The organism is Paenibacillus oleatilyticus (assembly GCF_018998565.1).
Classification (GTDB): Bacteria; Bacillota; Bacilli; order Paenibacillales; family NBRC-103111; genus Paenibacillus_G; species Paenibacillus_G oleatilyticus.
In genome coordinates this window covers 174128-196364 of the sequence record NZ_JAHNZO010000011.1, presented here as the reverse complement: position 1 = coordinate 196364, position 22237 = coordinate 174128, and the positions used below count along the sequence as shown (strand labels likewise).

Genomic DNA, 22237 nt, shown 5'->3' with positions numbered 1-22237 from the left:
CTTGTCCGAATAGTACAGAATATGAGGGGACGCACAGGTTTATGACTCCGTCCGTTGATCGCGTTATTGTTGCCGTGCGGACACTTTACCGTATTTGCCGCCGCCGCCCGTATCGAGCCGCAGCGTGCCCGCGCGAGCTTCCATAATATAGCCGGCAATCGTTTCACCCGCCGCATCTGCGAGCTCTTCGAACGATACGCGGTGCAGCAGGTTCATTTCGGAGCCGAACCGCTCGATGAGACGATTGAATGTTTTCGGCCCGAGGCCCGGAATGTACTCCAGCGGCACTTGGTAGCAATAAGGCGGTCGGTCCGGGGCAACCCGAGGCTCTTCCCGGTCCGCAAGGCTCAGAATCCGGTCCATGACGCCGCGGACAATCCGCAGGCTGCCGCAGTACAAGCAGCGCTCCACGGCTGTCTGGCCTTGCTCGTCGAGTATCGAGCTGCAATCGCCGCAGTACGTGCGGTGGTATTTGCCGAGCCGCGGATTGAGTCCGTAGTTGGTAAGCACGCGGCGTCCGTCCTCCTGCGACAAAGCTTTCCGCAGCTCCTCGAAGGTCGGCGCCTTAAGTGCCAGCTTATTGTATTCGCGCCCGATCTTCGGGAGCGAGTGGGCATCGGAGTTGGTCAGAAACGTATAGCGGTCCAGCTCGCTGATATACCCGGCCATGACGGTGTCGGCGCTGAGACCGAGCTCTACGGCCGCGATTCCGTCCAAGTCGAGCAGATGCTCCATCCGCGTCGAGCAGCTCCCGTAGACGCTTTTATGCGGGGTGAAGATATGCGCGGGAATCAGAATGCCTCCGCGTGCAATAACCTCCCGCTGAAGCTCCCGGGCCGTGACATAGATGCGCTGCGAGCTGAGCTGCACATTTTTCATATGCTTGCGCAGCCACTCCGTGAAGCTCTGCATGTCACCAAGCTTGGGCAAATATGCGAGCAAATGGGCCGTTCCCAAGCCGGGGTCGCGCACCTCAATCTCGCAGCCCAGCAGGACGGTCGTCCGGTGGAAGCGGATGCCTCCTCCTTCCAGCTCTTCCATCTCGCCCGTATCCAAATAATGCAGCATTTCCCGCTGCACGCCCGGCGAATGACAATCGATGATGCCGATCATGTCGATCCCTTTGCGCTCCGACGCTTCCTGCGCGATGTTGTAGAACGTCAGATTGTTTGCGGCGCTGATTTTGACCGCTTCGCCCGCTTCCGTTCGCCCGATGTGGATGTGCAGGTCGGCGTAGTACGCGTTCATGCTCATGTCGGGAACGAGCCGGTAAGCTTGTACAGCTGCCACGCGTAAACGGCCATGATTGTTTTGGCGTCGCTGATCCGCTGCTCCCGGATATACGCTTGCGCCTGCTCCAGCGTAAGCTCTTCGATTTCGAGGAATTCGTCTTCGTCGGGGTTGGCTTGCCCCTTCACCAACTGCTCGGCGGCATACAGATGAAGAATTTCGTCGGCAAAGCCGGGCGATGTATAGAAAGAGCTGATATGGCGGATCGAGCCAGCGGTATAGCCGGTTTCCTCCTCCAGCTCGCGCTTGGCGGCATCGAGCGGATTCTCGCCGGCGTCCAGCTTCCCTGCCGGAATTTCCACCTGGCTTTTCTCCAGCGGCTTGCGGTATTGCTCAACGACAATCATCCGGTCATCCGGGGTAAGGGCCAGAACCGCGACCGCACCGGGATGCTTGACGATCTCGCGGGTCGCTTCCCCGCCGTTCGGCAGCTTTACGGTGTCCACTTGCAAGGAAATGATTTTACCTTGAAAAATCGGCTGGGTGGAGACGGTCACTTCTTCGAATTTTTTATGCGTCTTATGCGGCATGGAAGATTCCTCTCTTCTCTTTACGGGTATTGTAAGAATAAGACCAAAGCTCATTATATCATATCCGGCGGCTGCTGGCCGCCGACGAAAGGACATATTCGTGTCGTCTCCCGCATAAGGTGGATTATATGAACCTATCGAAGCAGGAGGGGTACTCTATGAAAACGTATGTCAATGCAGGACAGCTTCGTCTGGTAGGTAAAGGCTGGGAAATCCGCAACTATTTGAAAATGGCGCTGGACCGCGTCTCGCCCGATGTGCCGCTTGCGGCTTTTCTGGACGGGACGCAGAACGGCAGTGCGGCTACGGCTTATCCGGCCCCTCGTTCCGAAGGAGCCGGTACGCTGCTCCTGCCGCCGTACAAACGGCCGCAAAAAACGCCGGATCGTCCGGCCAGGCTCGCCCCATGGAAGTAATCGGCCACCCATACGCTTCCAGCGCGGCCGCCATTTGCTCCAAGGGCGGCGGCGCCTCCCACCGCAGCCGGTGACGGCGGGCGAGTCCGCTCTGCCGGGCCTGCTCGCGCAGCAGCGCGGTATCCGCTTCGGCGGGCAGCAGCGGCAGGGGGACACAGGCGGGCGCAAGCGCGGCTTGGCCCAGCGCCACTGCCGTATGGCGGCTGAGCCCGCGGTGCTGCGGCCGCGGATCGGCGAAGCTGATGCGGGCCATCGCCACGGGCGCCCCCCCGAGGGCATGCACCGCGCCCACAAGCTCGCCCGCCTCGATGCCGCTGAAGCCGTATGGCGTGCCGGTGCCTACGATACCGGGGCCCATGCAAACGATGGCTATGTCGGCTTCCAGCACATACCTTGCGGCGAGGAGTGCCGTGTATTTGTTGACGGCTTCAACGTCGCCGCCGTAGGCGTGGCCGTACGTAACCGCCCCGGCCAGCCAGCCGAGCTCCCGCAAGCGTCGTACATGACCGCTGACCGCCAGAGGCAAGGCGCCCCCCTCGGTCATGATATAAGCGATGCGCGGTACCGGCGCTCCCGCCTCGCGCGCAAGCTCGCGGAGCCAGCAGACGGCGGCAGGCAGCATGCTGTGCAGCTCGCCGATGAGCACCGGCATCCCGCCAAGCGTACGCAATTCGGCAAACAGAGCATGATGCGAACTTGACGGCTCCTCGACCGAAAGTACGGCCCGCTGCAAAGACGTGTAGCGCAGCTTCATAATGTGCCCTTCCTGCGACTCGGAGGACCGGAGACTATCTGGCGTCTCCGGCTCCCACTCTATTGGAACTTCCGGGCCGTCGGCGCTCCCGGCCAACCTGCCAAGTTTTGCGTGAACAAAATGCACGCCGCCCGTACCGAGCCCCAAACGAACGGCGGTCGTATTCAGCAGCACCTCGTCCCCCGGCCGAAGTGGGGCCCCTACGGCAAGATCGTGCAGCGCAGCCGCCGTTTCCCCGTTTCCAAGCCGCACCCGGACCTCCTGCAAACCATGCGACGACCAAGGTTCCCCTACCGTTTCCGTAACGATAGCCGTTTCCCACCGGATCTTCATGTTCCGTTTCCTCCCGTTTTCGCACAAAAAAATCGCCGCTTACCCAAAAGAGATAAGCAGCGATTAAACAACCTGTATGTTATTACTTTATGCCGGGAGGTCAAGCATTATGCCTTGGCAACTTCATTGACGATCGAGACGACCACTTCGGCCGTTTTGACAAGGTCCGAGATCGCGATCCGTTCTTTCGTCGTGTGAATGTCCAGATAGCCGATGGCCAGATTGACGGTCGGCACACCCATACCGTTGAACATATTGGCATCGCTGCCCCCGCCGGAATGGAAGGTGCGCGGCGTGCAGCCGACGTTCGTCAGCGCATTCATCGCCAGCTTCACGACCGGAGCGGACTCGTCGTACATGAACGCCGGATAGATGACTTCGCTCTTGAAGTCAAGCTTCGCGCCCATTTCCTCCGCCGCCTCCTCGCACGCTTGACGCATTTTTTCGACCTGCTCGTACATTTTGGCCTGCGTGATGCTGCGCGCCTCGCCTTCAAGCGTTACGCGCTCGACGACGATGTTCGTTGCGCCTTCCACGCCGCCTTCGAAGCGTCCGATGTTCGCGGTCGTTTCTTTGTCGATGCGGCCGAGCGGCATACGTGCAATCGCTTTGCTCGCCACGGTAATCGCGCTCACGCCCGCTTCCGGATTCACGCCCGCATGAGCCGAGCGGCCCCAGAACGTGATGTATACCTTCGCCTGTGTCGGAGCGGCTACGGCAATGTCTCCGATGGTGCCGTTCGAGTCCAGCGCGAAGCCGAGATCCGCATCGACCCATTTGGCTTCCATCGCGCGGGAGCCCTTCAAACCGGATTCCTCGCCCGCCGTAATAATAAACTGAATCTGCCCGTGCTCGATGTTCTTCTCTTTCAGGACGCGAATCGCTTCGAACATGGCGGCAAGGCCCGCTTTGTCGTCCGCCCCGAGAATCGTCGTTCCGTCGCTGCGGATGTAACCGTCTTCGCCGATCTGCGGCTTGATGCCTTTGCCCGGAGTAACCGTGTCCATATGCGAGGTGAAGAACAGCTTCGGCAGCGGCTTCGCGGATGTCGCCGGCAGCGTGCAGATGAGATTGCCCGAGCCGTGGCCGGTTTTCGCTGCGGAATCGTCCTCCTCCACCTTCAAGCCCAGCTCGGTGAATTTTGCCTTCAGCACGCGGCTGATTTCCTGCTCGTGCTTCGTTTCGCTGTCGATTTGAACCAACTCGATAAATTCGTCTACCAATCGCTTTTGCTGAATCATAGCTTTCCTCCATTAGGCCGCTTGGGTTATTATAGGGATAGTATTCCCTTGATAAGGAGCTGAAATCGTTGCGAAATAAATTGATTTTCAAAATCGTCGTTTACACGATGATCGTCTCGATGCTGTTATCCACGCTGTTGTTTACCGTAAGCAATTTCTTCTAGAGGTAGCGGGCCGGCGGGCGGCAGGTTAGGGACAAGCTTCCGGCCGCCGCCGACCTTTAGTACAGCTTCGTGTCCTGATTGTACGCTTCCAGGTTCTCTTTGACCCGCTGCAGGAAGCGTCCGCAGATGACCCCGTCCAAAATGCGATGGTCCAAAGACAAGCACAGGTTGACCATCGAACGGACGGCAATCATGTCCTGAATGACGACCGGCTTTTTCACGATCGATTCGAAGGTCAGAATGGCGGCTTGCGGGTAGTTGATGATCGGATACGACAAAATCGATCCGAACGAGCCCGTATTGTTTACGGTAAACGTACCGCCTTGCATATCGCTGAGCGTCAGCTTGCCGGCTCTTGCTTTCCGGGTTAAAGAATCGATCTCCCGGGCGAGACCGGCAATATTCATTTGGTCGGCCTTCTGAATGACCGGAGTGACGACGAAGTCCTCGGTTCCTACGGCCAGCGCAAGATTGATGTCCCGCTTGACGATAATTTTGTCAACCGCCCAGACCGAGTTCATGATCGGATAATCCTTGATCGCGCCGACGACCGCTTTGAGCAGGAAGGCCAGGTACGTAATGTTGATGCCTTCCTGTTTCATGAATTCGCCCTTCACTTTGTTGCGCAGCAGCACCAGGTTCGTCACGTCCACCTCGATCATCGTCCAGGCATGCGGAATTTCCGTCACGCTCTGACGCATGCGGCTGGCAATCGTATTGCGGATCGGCGTCACGTCGATCAAATACTCGCCCCGGCCATCAAGCGGCTGACCTTCCACTTCGATTTTCGGCAGCGGCGGGTTTTCCGACAAATGGATGCCGGTCGAACGAACCGGCCCCTTCGGCGGCACCGGGAGGAATACGCCAGCGGTCGCAGCTTCCGCAGCGGCTTCCGAATTGACGGTAGCCACCGGTCTTCCTTCTTCGACCGCTGCAGGCTTGCCGCTCGCGACGTAAGCTTCCACGTCTTTGCGCGTGATGCGGCCGCCAAGGCCCGTACCCTTTACTTCCGACAGCGCGATTCCGTGTTCTGCGGCAAGCTTAAGCACCGCAGGCGAATAACGGCCGCTCATGCCCGCTTTACTGCCGGCAGCTTGAGCTTCGCGACGGGCTTGTCCGCCTTGAGCGCTCTGCGGCTGCGAAACGGCTTCTGCGGCTTCCGCCGTGCCGACCGCTGCCTGATGCGGCTCCTCGATCAAACAAATCTCTTCTCCGACCGCAGCCGTATATCCTTCTTCCGCCAGCAGCTTGACCAGCCGGCCTTCGATTGGCGACGGCATCTCCACCGTCACCTTGTCGGTGATCAGCTCGCACAATACGTCGTACTGTTCGATATAATCCCCAGGCTGCTTGAGCCATTTACCGATCGTCGCCGATACCAAACTCTCGGCCAGATGAGGAACCTTGACGCCGGTTCCTTTCGTCGCTTGATCGTTCATGTAACGGTCCTCCTAGAACAAAGCCAGCTTCCGCATGGCTTCCATGATCTTATCCGTATTGAGAAGGAAAAACTTCTCCATCGGCGGGTTCATTCCGACAGCCGGAACGTCCGGCGCGCAGAGCCGCATAATCGGCGCGTCCAGCTCGAACAGCAGCTCCTCGGCAATGATCGCGGACACTTCCGCCCCGACGCCTCCGGTCTTGTTATCCTCGTGGATGATCAGCACTTTGCCGGTTTTGGCTGCCGCTTTGAGAATCGCTTCCGTATCCAAAGGCTGCAGCGTTCTCAGATCGAGCACGTGAGCCTGAATGCCTTCTTTGGCCAGCTCTTCCGCCGCACGCAGCGCATATTGCACGGTGATACCGTACGTGATGACGGTGATGTCGGAGCCTTCCCGCTTCACGGCAGCTTCGCCGATCGGCACGATATAATCGTCCTCGGGCACTTCGCCCGTAACAGACAAATAGCATTTCTTATGCTCGAAGTACAGCACCGGATCCGGATTGCGGATCGCTGCTTTTAAAAGCCCTTTCGCATCGTACGGGTCCGAAGGGGCGACGATGACAAGCCCCGGCCTGCCGAAAAAGACGGATTCCGGACATTGGGAATGATATAGCGCGCCTCCACCGGTCGCCCCGTACGGAGCGCGAATCACGATGGGACAGCTCCAGTCGTTGTTCGAACGGTACCGGATGAGGGCCGCCTCGCTAATGATCTGGTTCGTCGCCGGAAAAATAAAGTCCGCGTACTGCATCTCCGCCACCGGCTTCATCCCGTACATGGCGGCGCCGATCGCTACGCCCGCAATCGCCGATTCGGCGAGCGGCGTATCCATGATCCGCTCTTCCCCGAACTGCTCCTTCAGCCCTTTCGTCGCATTCATGACACCGCCCTTGCCGACGTCCTCGCCCAGGACGAACACGTTCTCGTCCCGCTCCAGCTCTTCCTTCATTGCCGTGCGAATAGCTTCCAAATACGTAATGACCGCCACGAATTAGCCCTCCCTCTGTTCCGCGTACACATGCTTGAGCGTATCTTCCGGCTTCGGAAAAGGCGCATCGTCCGCGTAATTCGTCGCTTCGACCAATTCCTGCTTGATGGCCGCCGCAAGCTCGGTGTCCTGCGTTTCGCTCCAGAGGCCGCAGTCGATCAAATACTGCTTGAACCGCGGCAAGCCGTCCTTCGCACGGTTCTCTTCCACTTCCTCCGGGGTGCGGTAGAGCAGGTCGTTGTCGGACGTCGAATGCGGAGAAATCCGGTACATGACCGCTTCGATCAAGGTCGGCCCTTCGCCGCGAAGGGCGCGCTCACGCGCTTCCTTCACGACGCGGTATACTTCAAGCGGATCCCGCCCGTCTACCTTAACGCCCGGGAAGCCGTAGCCGTGGGCGCGCTCGGCGATGCTGCCGCCCACCTGCTTGTGCAGCGGGATGGAGATCGCGTACTGGTTATTTTCGCACATGAAAATAACCGGAAGCTTGTGAACACCCGCAAAGTTGCAGCCTTCGTGGAAATCGCCCTGATTGCTCGATCCGTCGCCGAAGGTCGTGAACGCTACGAAGTTTTTCCGTTTCATCTTGGCTGCCAGCGCAAATCCGACCGCGTGAGGCACCTGAGTCGTTACCGGAGAAGAGCCGGTCACGATATTCAGCTTTTTATGGCTGAAATGGCCCGGCATTTGACGTCCGCCGCTGTTCGGGTCCTCCGCCTTGGCGAAGACGGACAGCATCAATTCTTTTAACGTCATGCCGACCGAAAGCACGAAGCCGTAATCCCGGTAATACGGTAAAAAGTAGTCTTCCCCGCGCGAAAGCGCGAAGGCTGCGGCCACTTGCGCCGTTTCCTGGCCGATGCCGGACACGTGGAACGCAATTTTGCCCGAACGCTGCAGCAGGAAGCACCGCTCGTCAAACATACGGGCTTTCAACATGTATGTATACATTTCCAGAGCCTGACCGTCCGTCAATCCGAGCTGCCGGTGTTTTGTCATTTGACCGATGGACATGGAGTTATAGACGCCTCCTTTTACAAAAGCAAGTAAGTTTTAGTTTTTAATACCTGGTGCTAATACCAGACACTATAACTATATTATAAACCGTTTGGTTTACGAATACAATTTTATTAGCTAAAGAGGCGCTCTCCCGGCCTTCCGGCAGCAAATTACATATTGATGGACCGTCCGTCCACAGCCAGCATTGCCTCACCCAACAGCTCGGAAAGGGTCGGATGCGGATGAATCGTTTGCCCGATTTCCCATGGTGTTGCATCCAGGAGCTGAGCTAACGCCGCTTCGGAAATATAATCGGTCACGTGCGGTCCGATCATATGGACGCCGAGCAAATCGTTCGTTTCTTTGTCGGCCACCACTTTGATAAACCCGTCGGTCTCGCCGAGCACGATTGCCTTCCCGAGCGCCCGGAAATGAACTTTGGACACCTTGACGTCCCGGCCCCGTTCCTTGGCTTCCCGTTCCGTCCAGCCGATGCTTGCCGTCTCCGGACGGGAATAGACGCACCGCGGCACCCGATGCGGCTCCACCTTGTGCGGCTGCAAGCCCCAGGCATGCTCGGCCGCAGTCAACCCTTCGTGGGCGGCGGCATGTGCAAGCTGAAGTCCGCCAATGCAGTCCCCAACCGCATAAATGTGCAGCTCGGCCGTCTGCATCGAATCGTTGACACGGACGAAGCCGCCTTCAACCTTGACATCGGTATTTTCCAAGCCGATGCCTTCAACGTTGGCTTGACGCCCTACGCACACAAGCGCGATTTCGGCCGACAGTGCGGCTTGTTCCTCGCGATGCTCCACATTCAGCGTCACGCCGCCCTCATGCTTGCGGACGGATTCCGTGAGCACCTTGGTGCCTGTACGCACGTTAACCCCGCGTTTTTTCAGCAGCCGCTCCAGCTCGCGCGACACGTCTTCATCCTCGCTCGGAAGCAGTCGGGGTGCAAATTCCACGACGGTCACCTGCACGCCAAAATCGCTAAGCAGCGAAGCCCATTCGACGCCGATGACGCCGCCGCCGATAATAACCGCCGATGCCGGGAGCTTCTCCAGACGAAGCGCCTCGTCGCTGTTCAGGATCGTCACACCGTCGGTTTCCAGGCCCGGGAGGCTTCTAGGGCGGGAGCCCGTCGCGATAACTACCTTCTCCGGCACCAGCGTCAAGATCTCGTCATCGCCTTGATCGACGGATACCGTACCGCTCCGTGGCGAAAAGATGGAAGGACCGATTAATCTGCCCTTCCCCTGGAATACCGTGATTTTATGTTTTTTCATCAAAAATTGCAGCCCGCTGTATAGTTGCTCGACCACCGCGTCTTTGCGGCTTGCGACTTTAGAGAAATCTAGGGTGACCGCCTCGGCTCCGATGCCGAATCTGTCGCTGTCTTTCATGAGGGCGAATACTTCCGCGCTTCGCAGCAGCGCCTTGCTTGGAATGCAGCCGCGGTGCAGACAAGTTCCTCCGAGCTTATCCTGCTCGACAATGGCCACGTTTTTTCCAAGCTGAGCGGCCCGAATGGCCGCCGTATAACCGCCGATGCCTCCGCCAAGAACAACCATATCAAAAGTATGCGTCATCCATGATTCCTCCTGAATCTCAAGATTCTCTTATTGTAACTCTATTCTGCGGCAGAAATATAGTCCAATTTGTGAAATGACATGAATTCTTGATAAATTTATGATAACGTAGAGATTGACGATTTTGAAGTATTAGAAGGAGCCAAGCATGATGGCCGTTATATCTCGTTTCATCGCCATGCTGCTGCTGGTCGTGCCGGGACTCATGGCAACTTACGGATTTTTGGCAATGAAGGACGCCTGGTTCGCCCAATTCGATCCGGCGCTCGGCTTCCTCTGGTGGAAGTTTGCGCTGGGCCTGCTGCTGTTTGCCGCAGGAGTCGCTTTTATCGGGGGATGGATTTTTTTCCGGGACCGCAAACGCAATTATGTCGCGCCGCGTTTTCGCAAGAAACGCAAAAAGGGATAGGCCAGCAATCGCAGCCTGTCCCTTTTTTTGTCTTTTCAGCTACGTCCGCGGCCGGCTTGATCCAGCCAGCGGAGCAGCGCGTGTCGCTCAATGATGACGCTAAGCGACCGCCGCCAGGTAATCGCGTGCAGAGCGGCAAGCACGGCCAATGCAGCGACCTGCACCGAAACCGGTGTCAGCATCGCGAACCCGACGCCGAGCGCAAACCCCAGCATATTAGCTCCGGTATCACCCAGCATAGCCTTGCCGCGCAGGTCCGTTCCTGCGAACATCCCCGCCCCGATCGTAAGCGGAACCAGCAGTCGCCATACGTTCCAACCGGCTTCCGTTCCGCTCTCCTTCCAAGAGGCAAGCCATACGAGCAGAAGCAGCGAAACAAAAAAGCCCTTCAAGGCCCGTCCGGGCCGGACGTCGAGCAAATTCACCGCATTGGTGGCAAGCAGAATAAGCAGCAGCTTGAAGGGTAAAAACCACAGCGTACCGTTACCCGACGTGAGGGTTGCTCCGCTCCCGCTGCGTAACATGTCCGCTTCCGGCAGCAGGATAAGCATTCCGGCCACTAAGGCCGTCCCCGCTTTGACGATCCCGGTCGTTATCCTCCGCTGCTCGATCCAAATCTTCCAATGATTGCGGAGCCCTTTGACCTCCCGCTCCCCAAGCAGATCGTCAAGCAGTCCCGTAAAACCGATCATGGTCACCGCCAGCATCCATCGGTCTGAATCGGGCCATGAGAAAGGCACTACGCACACCCCGTACAGATACCACAGCAGAAGCAGCAGCCACAGAAGCACGCCTCCGGCCGTCGGAACAAGACGTCCCCGGTAATTCGTTTCCGAGAGCCCGTGCTCCTGCAAAAAACGGATCGTTCCCGGCTGCAAAACGGTTCCCGCCGCGATCAGCAAGCCCGCCGGAAACACCCATGCCCACAGCCAACCGGTCACGTTCAACATGCCGGTTTCCGCCAGCACTGCCACAAGGTAAGCCCGACCTCGCAGAGCTGCTTGCCGCGATGGAGCCATCCCTGCCAGGTCCGTCCAGTCTCCCTGTGCCGGAAAGGAACCTCCAATTCGACGATTCGAAAGCCGAGCCTGACGGCATCGACCATCATGCCGACCTCGGCGCCGAATCCTTGGTATTTCCTTTCGCAGCGCCGCAGCACTTCGCTTCGCATCGCCCGCTGGCCGGATAACGGGGCTCCCGAGTCATAGCCGCTGAGCAGTCGGACACCGCGTCCGGCCAAGCCTCTGACCAGCCCGAAACCTCCCGGAATGCTTGCCGGCGGAAGCTTCGCCACGGTCAAATCCGCTTCTCCCCGCAGCACAGGCTCAAGAAGCAGAGGAAACTTTTCGGCAGTGCTGCCGAGATCGGCGTCCAGAAATACGACAATCTCCCCCGACGCCGCTTGCCAGCCCGCGAACATCGCCGCTCCTTTGCCCGAATTCACGGGAAAACGCAATACGACGTCAGCCCACGCGCAAGCGACGTCTCCCGTACCGTCGCGGCTTCCGTCATCCACCACGATGAGCTGCATATCGAATGAAAATTTCGCTGACGCGTGCGCCTTCGAGACCGCTTCCAGCGTCGAAGCCAGCAGCCGGGACTCGTTCCACGCAGGAATAATGACGGATATAAGCGGAACCATGGCGTTCTCTCCCTTCTTTCAATGCAAAAACCGGACAAATGATAACCACGATGCCCCCGGGCTTGCCGGCTTACGCCGTTCGGTTGCAGGGTATAAGCGGCTGATCCCCCGTGCATCGACAAGCCTGCTGCCGATCTTCATCCGCACCAGCCATGTGCTGCCCATGCCTTTACGTCCTTTTTCCATAAAATCCTGCATATGGCTGTGCAGTCCAACGGTGACAATCTGCTCGCAGCCTTGTTCGTAAGCCAACAGAAGCGCCGCATCCTCGCTCGTTCCTCCCGTCGGCAGTGAAGCCGCCGTAAGCCCGAGCCGCCGAAGGCGTTCCATCCCCGGAGCCGCACCGTTCCGATAGCTATGTACGATCAGTTCGGCCCCGCTGAATAAGGCAAGATCCGATACGCTGTCCATGTCCCCTATAATGATGTCCGGATTGTACCCCTCTTCGAGGATGGCATCAGCCCCTCCGTCCACACCAATCAGCACGGGACGGACTTTCCGTATGTAACGTTTCAGAGCGGCAAAATCTTCCCGGTACCCGCTTCCCCGCACCACGACCAGCGCATGCCTTCCGGGCAGCTCGGTGCGCAGCGAAACGTGCGGAAACGGTTCGAGCAGCTGCTCCTTTTCCTCGGCCGCGTATTTCAGCGTATTCTCGATAAACCTGGCGAGCTGCTTCAGCTCCGAAGCTTGTGCGGCCCGGTATCCGGCGAGCCAGCTTTGCCGGGTAAACCGGCGGCAAGGCACCCACGACGTTCCTATATCAATCCCGTGGTCGGTGACGGTAACGGTCCGGGAGGTCTGCAGCAGCTCAAAAGCGTCCGGAGACGTCTCCACAAGCGGCGTACCGGCCTCCAGTAGCTCCAAAACCGCCCGGGAGGTAATCGTCCCGGTCATCGTCCGGCCCGTGTTCACGACGGCGGATACCCGGGCCTTGAGCAGGCCGCGCACGGCCAGCTCGTCCAAATCATCGTGCGCCAGCACGGCGATTCGCCCCGGTCCCAATCGTTGAAGCAGCCGCTTAGTGCTTCGGTCGCTTTCCGTTACGCCGGTGATGGGCAAAAGTCCTAATTTCGATTTCCATCTCATAGCTTCATCCCCAATCACGTCAAGGAATCCAGCGCCCGCTCCACCCTCGTTACCCCTTGAGACATCGCATGCCCGCTGGCCACCGCCGATGCCACGGCCGTCGCCTCGAGAATTTCTTGCCGGGATGCTCCTTTCGCCAGCGCTTCTTGCACGTGATATAGCGTACATACCTCGTTATTGGCAAACAAGCCGATGCCAAGGGCAATCAACTGCTTTTGCTTTTCATCCAGTGCTCCGGGGGCAAAACAAGCGGCTGTAAAATGATGGTATGCTTCCACCATCGTCGGCATAAGCTCTTTCATGTGGCCGACACCGACCTTATAGGAGTCGACTTTTTGCAAGCTGTCCGCTTGATGCATCGCGGCGCCTCCTTCCGATTTTCCTTGGTTTAGCTTCCCCTCGTTCCAAAGGCATATGCAAAAAGAACGAATATCGTGTCCAAAAAAAATTAAAAATTAAAAAAAACACTTACAATATTCTACAAAAATCGATTTTCTCGTATGGTATAATTAGTTCTATCCTAGGGTAAGGAGTAGATTCAATGCAAAAAACATGTCAGAAAATTGTTCGTGTTCAGGATGGTCTGATTACGGAAATTTATGATGGCTTGGTTTACCGAGACTTCAGTGACAATGAAAGCGCATTGAAGGAATTGCTGATGGACGATATCGGTCTGGATTTTGATTCCATACTCCATACTTACGAGCAGCTTATTTACGAGTTGGCCTGCTCCAGTTCGGAACTCCGTTCCTCCATCATGAAGCGTTTGCCCGAAGGTTGGCTGGATTGGGCACACGATTTGTATTCCGACAATAACGCCGAAAATAAAGCCATGCTGCCCATCACTCAGCCGATCCTATAATTGCCTGACGTCAGCCGCATACTTGGAAAAGCACGTTCCATACTAAGCTTGAACTCACTTAGGCGGAGGTGCTTCTTGAAATGGTTGACAATCTCGAAAGCAATTACGACTGCTCCAATGCAGGCGGCGATCTTCAAGAGCTGCTGCAGCAGCTGGCCGGGATGCAAACTACCGAGCTGGACGAACAATCCCAGCAAACGGCTAACCGTCTGGAGAACCAGATTCGGTTCATCAAGAACAAGTGCGACATTCGTCCTTAATCCGAGCTTTTGAAGAGAAAAGCCAGCCTTTCGGATATCCGTCCACGGCTGGCTTGCTTGCATTTGGGTAGAACGGTGGTGTAGCGCTCTACTTTAGTCTTCGCGAACCAATACAATATCGCTCACATTATGAATGACATGGAAATTCAATAGTTGGTAGGCCGTCATTGCGTTTAGCTTTTCGTGCAAATCATAAATGGCGACCTCGCCGCGTGCAGTTTCGCCCAGCTTGATTGATACATGACATTCCACATAGACGCGTTCAACTTGTGTGCGAGCGGCCATCGTATAGTTGACGATACCATCGGAAACAAAGTAGGCATGGTTCTTATCGGGCGTCAGAAAAGCGTCAACGATTTCGAAATCACCGTTACCAGAATCAATGACGAGCTTGATTCTTTTTAACACGGCATGTAGCCCCTTTCGTTTGAAAATAATAAAATACCGTTAAACGTATAAACGTATTATATGTCTATCAGTTTAAACGTTATTGCGTATAATGTCAATACTTTATTTACGTTAATTTTTGGATAAGTTATAATGGCTTTATAGGTAGGTGATTAACAGTTGCGAAGAGTTCGCTTAAGATTAAAAGAAATTATGGAACAACGAGGACTAACACAGATACAGCTTTCCGAATTATCGGGAGTCAGGCAATCTGCAATAAGCGAGATGTCTCGTAATGTTCGCGAACAAATAAGTCTCATTCATCTTGCGAAATTAGCAGATGCTCTTAACATCGACAATATTAACGAGTTTCTAGTAATAGAAAAAGACGGCAGCCGATCGGACTAATGTGACCGAAAAGCTGCCGTCTTTTGTATATGAGGCTTTCATCAATCGTCTTTGACGAATTACGCTATTTGAATCCAAATTGGGCTTTTGCCATAAACTTGCCGTTTTGGAATTTAAATTAGCTTTTGCTCCGGATGAACCGCCTTTATACAGTGTCCAACAATGTAAGACTTCTCGCTTTTAGTTTCAACTTTGGGACAATTCATTCGGGCCATCTGAAGAACCGGCTATACGTTAAATCTGTTCGCTCTCGGCCGGAATTCACTTGTTAGCTTATATTCTTGGATACTAATCCCCATTTTTCTTCGGTGAGTTCGCTAACCAAATCAAATTTATTTTTTTTCAAATAGAAATTATATAATTTATCCTTCTTATGATAATCGACTGTAGAAAGGGAAGCAGTTACAGTTTCTATTCCCATCCCTCTCAAGATAGAACATAAATTCTGCACTACAAATGTACCAATTCCACGACCTGTGCGATCTCCACAATTTATATCCCCGATTTTCGCCTTTACTTCCCCTGCGAAAATGTCATCAACTAATAAGGGCATTTCTTTCTTTTCATCAACAAAAACAATACATTCTACTTTCCTGCAATGCTTAAAAGGATTGAGATTTTTACTAATTAACTTCTGCTGAAGTTCTTGGTCATGTTCCATTTCCTCTTCAAATAAAATGATTATCTGTTGGCCTTCTTGGAGTTCACATGAAAAGAAATGTTTTTTAAATCCATCCCTCTCTTTATATTTCAAAGCATTTTCAAGATTTGATATTGATTTTTTTGCTTTTCAATAATACGATTTCCTTTGTTTACTTCATCTCGTAATTTGAAATTCACTTCATGTAATCTTTCATTACGCTCTCTGTATAACTTGGTTTCCCACTTTATTTTACTAATCGATTTCCAGAGTATTAAACCACATATGCCGAGAATGATTGCAATTGCTAAATAGTACTTGATTTCCAAATGGGAAACCCCCTTCGAGTTTTTCCATATTTATTTGAGATCAATATACCAAACATATATTCTTATTGTAAATGCTATTAATGCTAAATACTGTTCTAGCCTATCGAAATACCACAAATTATCCGATTGTTTCCTGAAAAAATACAATATAAAATTGTCGATCTGAAACTCAATGTAGGTTATAAAAAAAAAAACCACTTCTTTATCGGTTTATAGAAAGACCAATAAAAAAGTGGTATTTGTTGGTTTATAACTTTCAGGTATTAATCGTCTAAAAATACCCGTTCTCGGTTATTTTAGCCACTTCATATTTTCAACACAACTACTTTCAACTCACCTTATGCTCGATCCGCAGCTTATCTGCGACCATCGCGATAAACTCCGAGTTCGTAGGCTTCGCCTTGCTAATATTAATCGTATAGCCGAACAAATGCGAGATGCTGTCGATGTTACCGCGTGTCCAAGCGACTTCGATCGCATGGCGGATCGCCCGCTCGACGCGGCTTGGCGTCGTTTTGTACTTTTCGGCAATGGCCGGATACAGCGTCTTCGTAATTGCCCCGAGAATTTCGATGTTGTTATATACCATCGTGATCGCTTCACGTAAATATTGGTAGCCTTTGATATGAGCAGGCACGCCGATTTCGTGAATGATGGTCGTGATGTTGGCATCCAAATTTTTGCCTTTCGGCAATTGAACGACGTTCGCTTTTTGAGACGACGAGGAGGACACAGGAACAGCTGGACTTGTGCCGATCAACTGCCGAATCCGGTTCGTCAAAATTTCCATATCGAACGGTTTCAAAATGTAATACGAGGCGCCGAGCTGGACAGCTTTTTGGGTAATGTTTTCTTGACCGAAAGCAGTGAGCATGATGATTTTCGGCTGCGGATTCAAATCCATTTCCCGCAGCTTCTCGAGCACGCCAAGACCGTCCAGATGAGGCATAATAATGTCCAAAATCAATACGTCCGGCACCCGCGGGCCTTGCTCGATTAGACGAAGCACATCATTTCCATTGTAAGCAACGCCGGTCACTTGCATATCGGCCTGATCGTCGATGAATTCGGAAAGAAGATTAGTAAACTCTCGGTTGTCGTCTGCTAAAAGAACTTCAATGGTTTGCAACGGTAAGCGCCTCCTTCATTTGCGGCAATCGCTTTAGCATTATTTACCTGTTATACAATTTCGACATGCACTTTAAAATTCCTTCTGTCGAATATTATTTTTCTGGATTTTTTTTGATTTTTATTTTATAATTAATAATTTACTTCAACATTATACATCATTCGACAAAGAGTGATCTGATGTTACAAAACGTATCCACGAATAGCCTCACTCCGTTCATAAACAATTCGAAACAGAGCAAAGATTTAACGTAATTCGCACAAAAAAACCGAAGACCATTAACTGGCCTTCAGTTCCGTTGTTTCCGTATTGGAGGGACGAAGCATAATGCCTGCATCCTGCAGCATCCATTCGATAAAGCATCCGTAGCCGCTTGTCGGGTCATTGACGAAGACGTGGGTCACTGCTCCGATCACTTTTCCGTTCTGAATAATCGGGCTTCCGCTCATGCCTTGCACGATGCCTCCGGTCTTGTCCAACAGGCGGGAGTCGGTAATTTTGATTACCATCCCTTTGGTAGCCGGATACTCCTGCTTCGCCACATGAACGACCTCGATATCGAATTTTTCGACCTTCTGACCGTTGACCACCGTATAAATCTGCGCAGGACCTTCCTTCACCTCTTCGGCAAAGGCTACAGGCAGTGCCTTGTCGCTGTAGCTATGCCCCGGCGTATCAAACATTTTGCCGAAAATGCCGAACTGCGTATTTTTCTCGATATTGCCAATGGCTCTGCTTTCTTTGGAGAACTGGGCGCGCTTTTCCCCGGGCTCGCCGTTCTGGCTTTTCGATATCGAAGTGACGTTCGAATGCACGATCTCCCCGTTGCCTACCATAATCGGCACTTGGGTATCCATATCGGTAATAACGTGGCCTAGCGCCCCGTATACGCGTTGATCCGGGGCATAGAAGGTCAGCGTTCCGACCCCGGCGGCCGAATCGCGAATATACAGTCCGAGCCTGTACGCCTTGTCCACGATATCGTACGCAGGAGTGATCGGAATGTCGAGCGTTTCGTTTCCGCGACGGATCGTCAGCATAATCGGCTTTTTGTCCTCTCCCGCCGCTTTGACCAGATCCGCTACCCGGCTTACGTCGCTTATGGTTTTCCCGTTCATTTTGACGATGAGATCGCCGAGCTGTACTTTGGCTTCTTCACCCGGAGACGTTTTGCGGTCATCCGCGATCGCCACCAAATGATGCCCCACGATCATAATTCCGGCGGATTTCAGCTTCACACCGATCGTCTGGCCGCCGGGAATCACTTTTAAATCAGGGACGACATTGACTTTCACCGTCTTGAAAGGAATTTTACCGAATAGCTTCAGCTTCATTTCAGCTTGTCCGGCTTGATAAGATTCAAGTGCAATAGGATGATGAAGATCCACTTGGAATGAGTGCCTTGCCGAGCCGTTGACCTTGAGCACTTCCGGATGGTTGACCGTCACTTGCGCGCTGACCGGCATCGCTAGCTTTAACTGGGTTTGCTGTCCGGTAAAAAGCCGGAGCTCCTCGGGGAATGAGGCAAAACTGCGGAAAGGGGTGGTGAGGCTACCCAAACAAACGAAGAGGACGAGCAGTAATCCAATCAATCTTTTTCTATGGTTGGAACCCAATTCGCTCACGCTCCCTTGCTTCCTTTGCTTAGCGGCACGCGGCTTGCGACTTCCGGCTTCAAAGCTGGCTGCACCGCCGTTTGTGTACCTTTAAGGTAACCCCCGCCCTTTTCTTTTATAACTCCAAAATGCTCCCTTGGCTAGCTCATTTTCGCTTTCATGTTATCGGCAAGCGCAAGCATTTCCTGCGCGTGCTGGAGCGTTTTGTCGGTCACTTCGACGCCTCCCAGCATCCGGGCCAGCTCGTGAATGCGTTCTTCCGTACTCAAGTCGTCAATATTCGTATAAGTGCGGTCTCCACTTGTCATTTTATGAATGCGGTAATGCACATCCGCCATGCAGGCGACCTGCGGCAGATGCGTGATAGAGAAAATTTGACAGCTCCGGGACAGCCTGGACATTTTCTCGGCTATCGCCTGTGCGGCGCGACCGCTTACCCCGGTATCCACTTCGTCGAAGACCATTACCGGAATGCTGTCCACCCGGGCAAAAATCGATTTAAGCGCCAGCATGACGCGGGAGATTTCCCCGCCGGAAGCGATTTTGCTAAGCGCCCGCATTGGCTCGCCAGGATTGGCCGAAATGAGAAACTCGACTTGATCGGCGCCTTCGCGTGTCAGCTTCTTCTCCCCATTCACGGCAAAATGAACCCGGAATTGCGTCCGTTCCATCTGCAGCTCTCGGAGCTCCGCCACGATTTCCGCCGCGAGCTTGTCCGCTACGATCGTACGCTGCTCGGTTAGAACCGAAGCCAGACGTTGGACCTGTTCCAGGGCCGCCGCTTCCTCTTTTTGCAGCTGCTGAAGCTTTTCGTCCTTGTTCTCGATCAGGTCCAGTTCCTTTTCAATCTTTTCAACATAAGCAAGGATATCCGAAACGGATTCTCCATATTTTCTGCGAAGCGACGCTATCGTATCCAGCCTTTGCTCGATAAAATCGAGTCTGGAAGGGTTGAACTCCACTTCATCGCGATAATCGCGAACTTGGTAAGCCGCGTCTTCCAGCTGGTAGAAGGCCCCTTGCACCTGCTCCAGCAGCGGCTGGAGCTTGGCGGGATCGAGCGCGGCGATATCCTGAAGCTTCTGGACGGCGCGGCCGACGGCATCCAGTCCTTTGCTTCCCCCATACAATAGATCGTAAGCGTCGGAGGCGTTCTGGAACAACCGTTCCGCATTGACCAGCTTTCGTTTCTCGTCGGCCAGCGCCTCGTCTTCTCCCGCTTTCAGCTTGGCCGAACGGATCTCCTCCACCTGAAACCGGTATAAATCCATCATTTGCAGCGCTTGCTTGCTCGTTTCCTGCAGCTCCTTAAGCTGCTTGCGGATTCCCTGATATACATCGTACGCTTCCTGATAAGCAAGCTTGGCGGGCAAAATCTGCGGCTCGCCGAACATGTCGAGCCACCGGATATGCTCCTCCACCCGGAACAACGATTGATGCTCGTGCTGTCCGTGAATATTGACCAGATAATCGCCGATATCCCTAAGCACGGCGCGATTGACCAATTGTCCGTTCACGCGGCTGGTGCTTTTGCCTTGAGCCGTAATTTCTCTGCGAATAATAAGATGCTCCTCCGGGTCGGCTTCTATTCCCACGCCGGACAAAATATTCCAAACGGGATGATCCTTTCCAATCTGATACAGCGCTTCGATCGTCGCTTTATCGCTTCCGTAGCGGACAAGATCCGAAGAACTGCGGCCCCCGGCAATCAGACCGAGCGCGTCGATGATGATCGATTTGCCCGCCCCCGTTTCCCCCGTCAACACATGGAATCCGGTTTTGCAATGCAATTCAACATGTTCGATAACCGCCAGATGGCGAATGGATAGTTCCAGCAGCATAGGCTACACCTCTCTGACATTAACTGAGCATTCCCAAGATTTGATTAACGATATGCGAGCTGTGATCCTTGGTTCGGCAAATGATCAGAATCGTGTCGTCCCCGCTGATCGTTCCCATAATTTCATTCCATTCCAGACTGTCAAGGAGCGCCGCAATCGCATTGGCCGTTCCCGGCAAGCTTTTGAGCACGACGAGATTTTCCGTATGGTCAATATGCACAAAATGATCGTTGAGTGCCCGCCTCAAGCGCTGCAGCGGATTGTACCGCTGATCGGCCGGCATGGAATATTTGTACCTTCCGTCGTCCAGCGGCACTTTGATCAGATGCATTTCCTTAATATCTCTGGAAATGGTCGCCTGCGTCACATGAAAGCCCGCTTTACGAAGCTGCTCGACGAGTTCGTCCTGCGTTTCGATTTCGTTGTTGGTAATAATTTCGCGTATTCTAACATGTCGTTGGCCTTTCATGGCATCCTCCCTGGTTATGGGGTCTCGGTATCGTCTTCTTCGGCTTGCAGCTCGAACACATAGCAGTCCACCGTTTGTTCAGGCACATTTACGTATAATACTCCTGCCGTTTTCGGATATAGCAGTTGATACACGAGCAGATGGTCGCGGACGCCGCTTCCGGTCCTCTCCATCGGTTTACGCTCTTTTGCTGTCTTGACGATGAAATACCGGCCGTTTTTCTCCGCGGTGTAATCGACGAACAGCCGGCTTTGAAGCGTTTCGCTGCGGTTGACTTTGATGTGTACGGGAATGCGTTTCTTCCCGCTAAGGACCGAGTAGCCGCGCGCCTCGAGAAGCTCCGTCGCTTCATCCTCCGGCACCTCCGCGTCGGCGAGAAATTCGAGCGGAGGCTCGTCCTCTACGGCTTCCTTCAGCTTGCTCCGGGCGTAAAAATACACCCATGCCCCCAGTGCCAGCGCCACCAAAAACACGATCAAGCCGTCCCCGCTTTGCATGAAATCACCTCGAAGGAATATTCGAGAAACCGTATCCAAATTCCTGTGTAAAGGCAAAAAAACTCATCCGTCAAGATGAGCTCTGCATGCTTTGCGACTCTTGGGTGACCTCTCGGATCAACTGGTCCAGTTCGGGACCGGACAACCCGGGCTCGTCCGTATGGAGAAGATGTACTAAAAATTCAATGTTGCCCTCGCCGCCCTTGATCGGAGAATAAGTCAATCCCCGAATGGCATAACCGATATCCTGAGCAAATCGGAGGATGTCTTCTAACACCTCTTGATGGACCCGGGGATCTCGCACGACGCCGGATTTGCCGACCTTCTCCCGGCCCGCTTCGAATTGCGGCTTAATTAAGGCAACGACTTGGCCTTGCGGCGCAAGCAGTTGCTTCAGAGGCGGTAAAATGAGCTTTAAGGAAATGAAGGACACGTCGATCGAGGCAAATGCCGGCTCGGGTCCCTGCAAGTCGCCCGGCTGCATGTAGCGGAAATTGGTCCGCTCCATGACGCTGACCCTGGGGTCCTTGCGCAGTGACCAATCCAGCTGATTATAGCCGACATCAACCGCATAGACGTGAACCGCCCCGTTCTGCAGCGCGCAATCGGTAAATCCGCCGGTCGAAGCGCCGATGTCCAGCATCGTGACGCCTTGCAGGTCGATGCCGAACACGTTGAGCGCCTTCTCCAGCTTCAGCCCGCCGCGGCTGACGTAAGGATGCACCGCACCCTTGACGATCAGCTTGGATGTTCGGGCAATCTTCATCCCGGCCTTGTCGACCGGAACGTCGTCAACCAGCACCAATCCGGCCATGATGGCCGCCTTGGCCTTTTCTCTTGTTTCATAATAACCCTGCTCGACGAGCAGGACATCGAGTCGTTCTTTTTCCACTTTGTCCGCAGCCATG

The 22237-nt window shown here is 54.1% G+C and carries 27 protein-coding genes; 6 read left to right on the top strand and 21 right to left on the bottom strand.

Features of this window, described 5'->3' with window-relative positions; all coding sequences use genetic code 11:
* Positions 1–63 precede the first annotated feature (63 nt).
* On the bottom strand, positions 64–1254 hold the full coding sequence (locus tag KQX66_RS16610; RefSeq protein ID WP_216793958.1) for an endonuclease Q family protein: 1191 nt from the start codon (positions 1252–1254) through the stop codon (positions 64–66).
* Positions 1251–1820: an NUDIX hydrolase gene (locus KQX66_RS16605; protein WP_025846519.1), complete on the bottom strand. Its 570-nt coding sequence runs from the start codon at positions 1818–1820 to the stop codon at positions 1251–1253. The genes KQX66_RS16610 and KQX66_RS16605 overlap by 4 nt, the downstream gene beginning before the upstream one ends.
* A gap of 158 nt (positions 1821–1978) precedes the next feature.
* On the opposite strand from KQX66_RS16605, the gene mciZ reads away from it, so the two are divergent.
* On the top strand, positions 1979–2236 hold the full coding sequence (gene mciZ / locus KQX66_RS16600; RefSeq protein WP_216793936.1) for a Z-ring formation inhibitor MciZ: 258 nt from the start codon (positions 1979–1981) through the stop codon (positions 2234–2236).
* Here mciZ and KQX66_RS16595 read toward each other — a convergent pair.
* Together KQX66_RS16595 and KQX66_RS16590 are read right to left on the bottom strand one after the other, a co-directional pair.
* Positions 2124–3323, bottom strand: a complete 1200-nt coding sequence (locus tag KQX66_RS16595; RefSeq protein ID WP_216793935.1) for a DUF3866 family protein — start codon at positions 3321–3323, stop codon at positions 2124–2126. The genes mciZ and KQX66_RS16595 overlap by 113 nt on opposite strands.
* 107 nt (positions 3324–3430) lie before the next feature.
* Positions 3431–4564: a M20/M25/M40 family metallo-hydrolase gene (locus tag KQX66_RS16590; RefSeq protein WP_216793934.1), complete on the bottom strand. Its 1134-nt coding sequence runs from the start codon at positions 4562–4564 to the stop codon at positions 3431–3433.
* A gap of 68 nt (positions 4565–4632) precedes the next feature.
* On the opposite strand from KQX66_RS16590, the gene prli42 reads away from it, so the two are divergent.
* On the top strand, positions 4633–4728 hold the full coding sequence (prli42, locus tag KQX66_RS16585) for a stressosome-associated protein Prli42 (protein WP_157261672.1): 96 nt from the start codon (positions 4633–4635) through the stop codon (positions 4726–4728).
* Positions 4729–4784: 56 nt separating this feature from the next.
* Here the strand turns inward: prli42 and KQX66_RS16580 are convergent, their stop codons facing one another.
* The 4 genes from KQX66_RS16580 to lpdA all read right to left on the bottom strand — a co-directional run bounded on the left by KQX66_RS16580 (position 4785) and on the right by lpdA (position 9751).
* On the bottom strand, positions 4785–6167 hold the full coding sequence (locus tag KQX66_RS16580; RefSeq protein WP_216793933.1) for a dihydrolipoamide acetyltransferase family protein: 1383 nt from the start codon (positions 6165–6167) through the stop codon (positions 4785–4787).
* Positions 6168–6179: 12 nt separating this feature from the next.
* Complete coding sequence (locus KQX66_RS16575; RefSeq protein WP_054974899.1) at positions 6180–7160, bottom strand: alpha-ketoacid dehydrogenase subunit beta; 981 nt, start codon at positions 7158–7160, stop codon at positions 6180–6182.
* A 3-nt stretch (positions 7161–7163) separates the two neighbouring features.
* Positions 7164–8174, bottom strand: coding sequence for a thiamine pyrophosphate-dependent dehydrogenase E1 component subunit alpha (locus KQX66_RS16570; protein ID WP_216793932.1), 1011 nt, complete (start codon positions 8172–8174; stop codon positions 7164–7166).
* Positions 8175–8329: 155 nt separating this feature from the next.
* Positions 8330–9751 (bottom strand): dihydrolipoyl dehydrogenase, encoded by a 1422-nt coding sequence (gene lpdA, locus KQX66_RS16565; RefSeq protein WP_216793931.1) that lies wholly within the window; start codon positions 9749–9751, stop codon positions 8330–8332.
* Positions 9752–9899: 148 nt separating this feature from the next.
* On the opposite strand from lpdA, the gene KQX66_RS16560 reads away from it, so the two are divergent.
* Positions 9900–10160 carry a DUF2627 domain-containing protein gene (locus KQX66_RS16560; RefSeq protein ID WP_029191794.1) on the top strand — a complete coding sequence of 87 codons (261 nt, stop codon included), beginning with the start codon at positions 9900–9902 and terminating at the stop codon, positions 10158–10160.
* A 35-nt stretch (positions 10161–10195) separates the two neighbouring features.
* Here KQX66_RS16560 and KQX66_RS16555 read toward each other — a convergent pair whose 3' ends face one another.
* From KQX66_RS16555 to KQX66_RS16540, 4 genes are read right to left on the bottom strand one after another with little or no spacing between them, the layout of a single operon-like run.
* Positions 10196–11134: a hypothetical protein gene (locus KQX66_RS16555; RefSeq protein ID WP_216793930.1), complete on the bottom strand. Its 939-nt coding sequence runs from the start codon at positions 11132–11134 to the stop codon at positions 10196–10198.
* On the bottom strand, positions 11104–11802 hold the full coding sequence (locus KQX66_RS16550; protein ID WP_216793929.1) for a glycosyltransferase family 2 protein: 699 nt from the start codon (positions 11800–11802) through the stop codon (positions 11104–11106). The genes KQX66_RS16555 and KQX66_RS16550 overlap by 31 nt, the downstream gene beginning before the upstream one ends.
* 18 nt (positions 11803–11820) lie before the next feature.
* Entirely contained in the window at positions 11821–12891 is a 1071-nt protein-coding gene (steA, locus tag KQX66_RS16545) for a putative cytokinetic ring protein SteA (protein WP_253957200.1), read from the bottom strand.
* 14 nt (positions 12892–12905) lie between these two features.
* Complete coding sequence (locus KQX66_RS16540) at positions 12906–13250, bottom strand: carboxymuconolactone decarboxylase family protein (protein WP_063185919.1); 345 nt, start codon at positions 13248–13250, stop codon at positions 12906–12908.
* A 182-nt stretch (positions 13251–13432) separates the two neighbouring features.
* Between KQX66_RS16540 and KQX66_RS16535 the strand changes: the two genes are divergently transcribed.
* Both KQX66_RS16535 and KQX66_RS16530 read left to right on the top strand, forming a co-directional pair.
* On the top strand, positions 13433–13753 hold the full coding sequence (locus KQX66_RS16535) for a hypothetical protein (protein WP_054976916.1): 321 nt from the start codon (positions 13433–13435) through the stop codon (positions 13751–13753).
* Between the two features lie 80 nt (positions 13754–13833).
* Positions 13834–14013, top strand: coding sequence for a DUF2524 domain-containing protein (locus KQX66_RS16530; RefSeq protein ID WP_216793928.1), 180 nt, complete (start codon positions 13834–13836; stop codon positions 14011–14013).
* Positions 14014–14106: 93 nt separating this feature from the next.
* Here the strand turns inward: KQX66_RS16530 and KQX66_RS16525 are convergent, their stop codons facing one another.
* Positions 14107–14421 (bottom strand): hypothetical protein, encoded by a 315-nt coding sequence (locus KQX66_RS16525; protein WP_010499107.1) that lies wholly within the window; start codon positions 14419–14421, stop codon positions 14107–14109.
* Between the two features lie 159 nt (positions 14422–14580).
* On the opposite strand from KQX66_RS16525, the gene KQX66_RS16520 reads away from it, so the two are divergent.
* On the top strand, positions 14581–14808 hold the full coding sequence (locus tag KQX66_RS16520) for a helix-turn-helix domain-containing protein (protein WP_216793927.1): 228 nt from the start codon (positions 14581–14583) through the stop codon (positions 14806–14808).
* 268 nt (positions 14809–15076) lie between these two features.
* Here KQX66_RS16520 and KQX66_RS16515 read toward each other — a convergent pair whose 3' ends face one another.
* From KQX66_RS16515 to KQX66_RS16480, 8 genes are all read right to left on the bottom strand, one after another.
* Positions 15077–15469, bottom strand: coding sequence for a hypothetical protein (locus KQX66_RS16515; protein WP_216793926.1), 393 nt, complete (start codon positions 15467–15469; stop codon positions 15077–15079).
* 89 nt (positions 15470–15558) lie between these two features.
* Positions 15559–15777: a hypothetical protein gene (locus KQX66_RS16510; RefSeq protein ID WP_216793925.1), complete on the bottom strand. Its 219-nt coding sequence runs from the start codon at positions 15775–15777 to the stop codon at positions 15559–15561.
* A gap of 328 nt (positions 15778–16105) precedes the next feature.
* Positions 16106–16906, bottom strand: a complete 801-nt coding sequence (gene spo0A / locus KQX66_RS16505) for a sporulation transcription factor Spo0A (protein WP_010499100.1) — start codon at positions 16904–16906, stop codon at positions 16106–16108.
* Positions 16907–17184: 278 nt separating this feature from the next.
* The gene (gene spoIVB / locus KQX66_RS16500; RefSeq protein ID WP_216793956.1) at positions 17185–18522 is read right to left on the bottom strand and encodes a SpoIVB peptidase; all 1338 of its coding nucleotides are present in this window, start codon (positions 18520–18522) and stop codon (positions 17185–17187) included.
* Between the two features lie 140 nt (positions 18523–18662).
* Positions 18663–20363 carry a DNA repair protein RecN gene (gene recN, locus KQX66_RS16495; protein WP_216793924.1) on the bottom strand — a complete coding sequence of 567 codons (1701 nt, stop codon included), beginning with the start codon at positions 20361–20363 and terminating at the stop codon, positions 18663–18665.
* Between the two features lie 19 nt (positions 20364–20382).
* A complete protein-coding gene (gene ahrC / locus KQX66_RS16490; RefSeq protein WP_010499094.1) occupies positions 20383–20832 on the bottom strand; it encodes a transcriptional regulator AhrC/ArgR in 450 nt (149 codons plus the stop codon).
* A gap of 14 nt (positions 20833–20846) precedes the next feature.
* On the bottom strand, positions 20847–21329 hold the full coding sequence (locus tag KQX66_RS16485) for a hypothetical protein (RefSeq protein WP_216793923.1): 483 nt from the start codon (positions 21327–21329) through the stop codon (positions 20847–20849).
* A 70-nt stretch (positions 21330–21399) separates the two neighbouring features.
* A complete protein-coding gene (locus KQX66_RS16480; protein ID WP_216793922.1) occupies positions 21400–22236 on the bottom strand; it encodes a TlyA family RNA methyltransferase in 837 nt (278 codons plus the stop codon).
* Position 22237 lies beyond the last annotated feature (1 nt).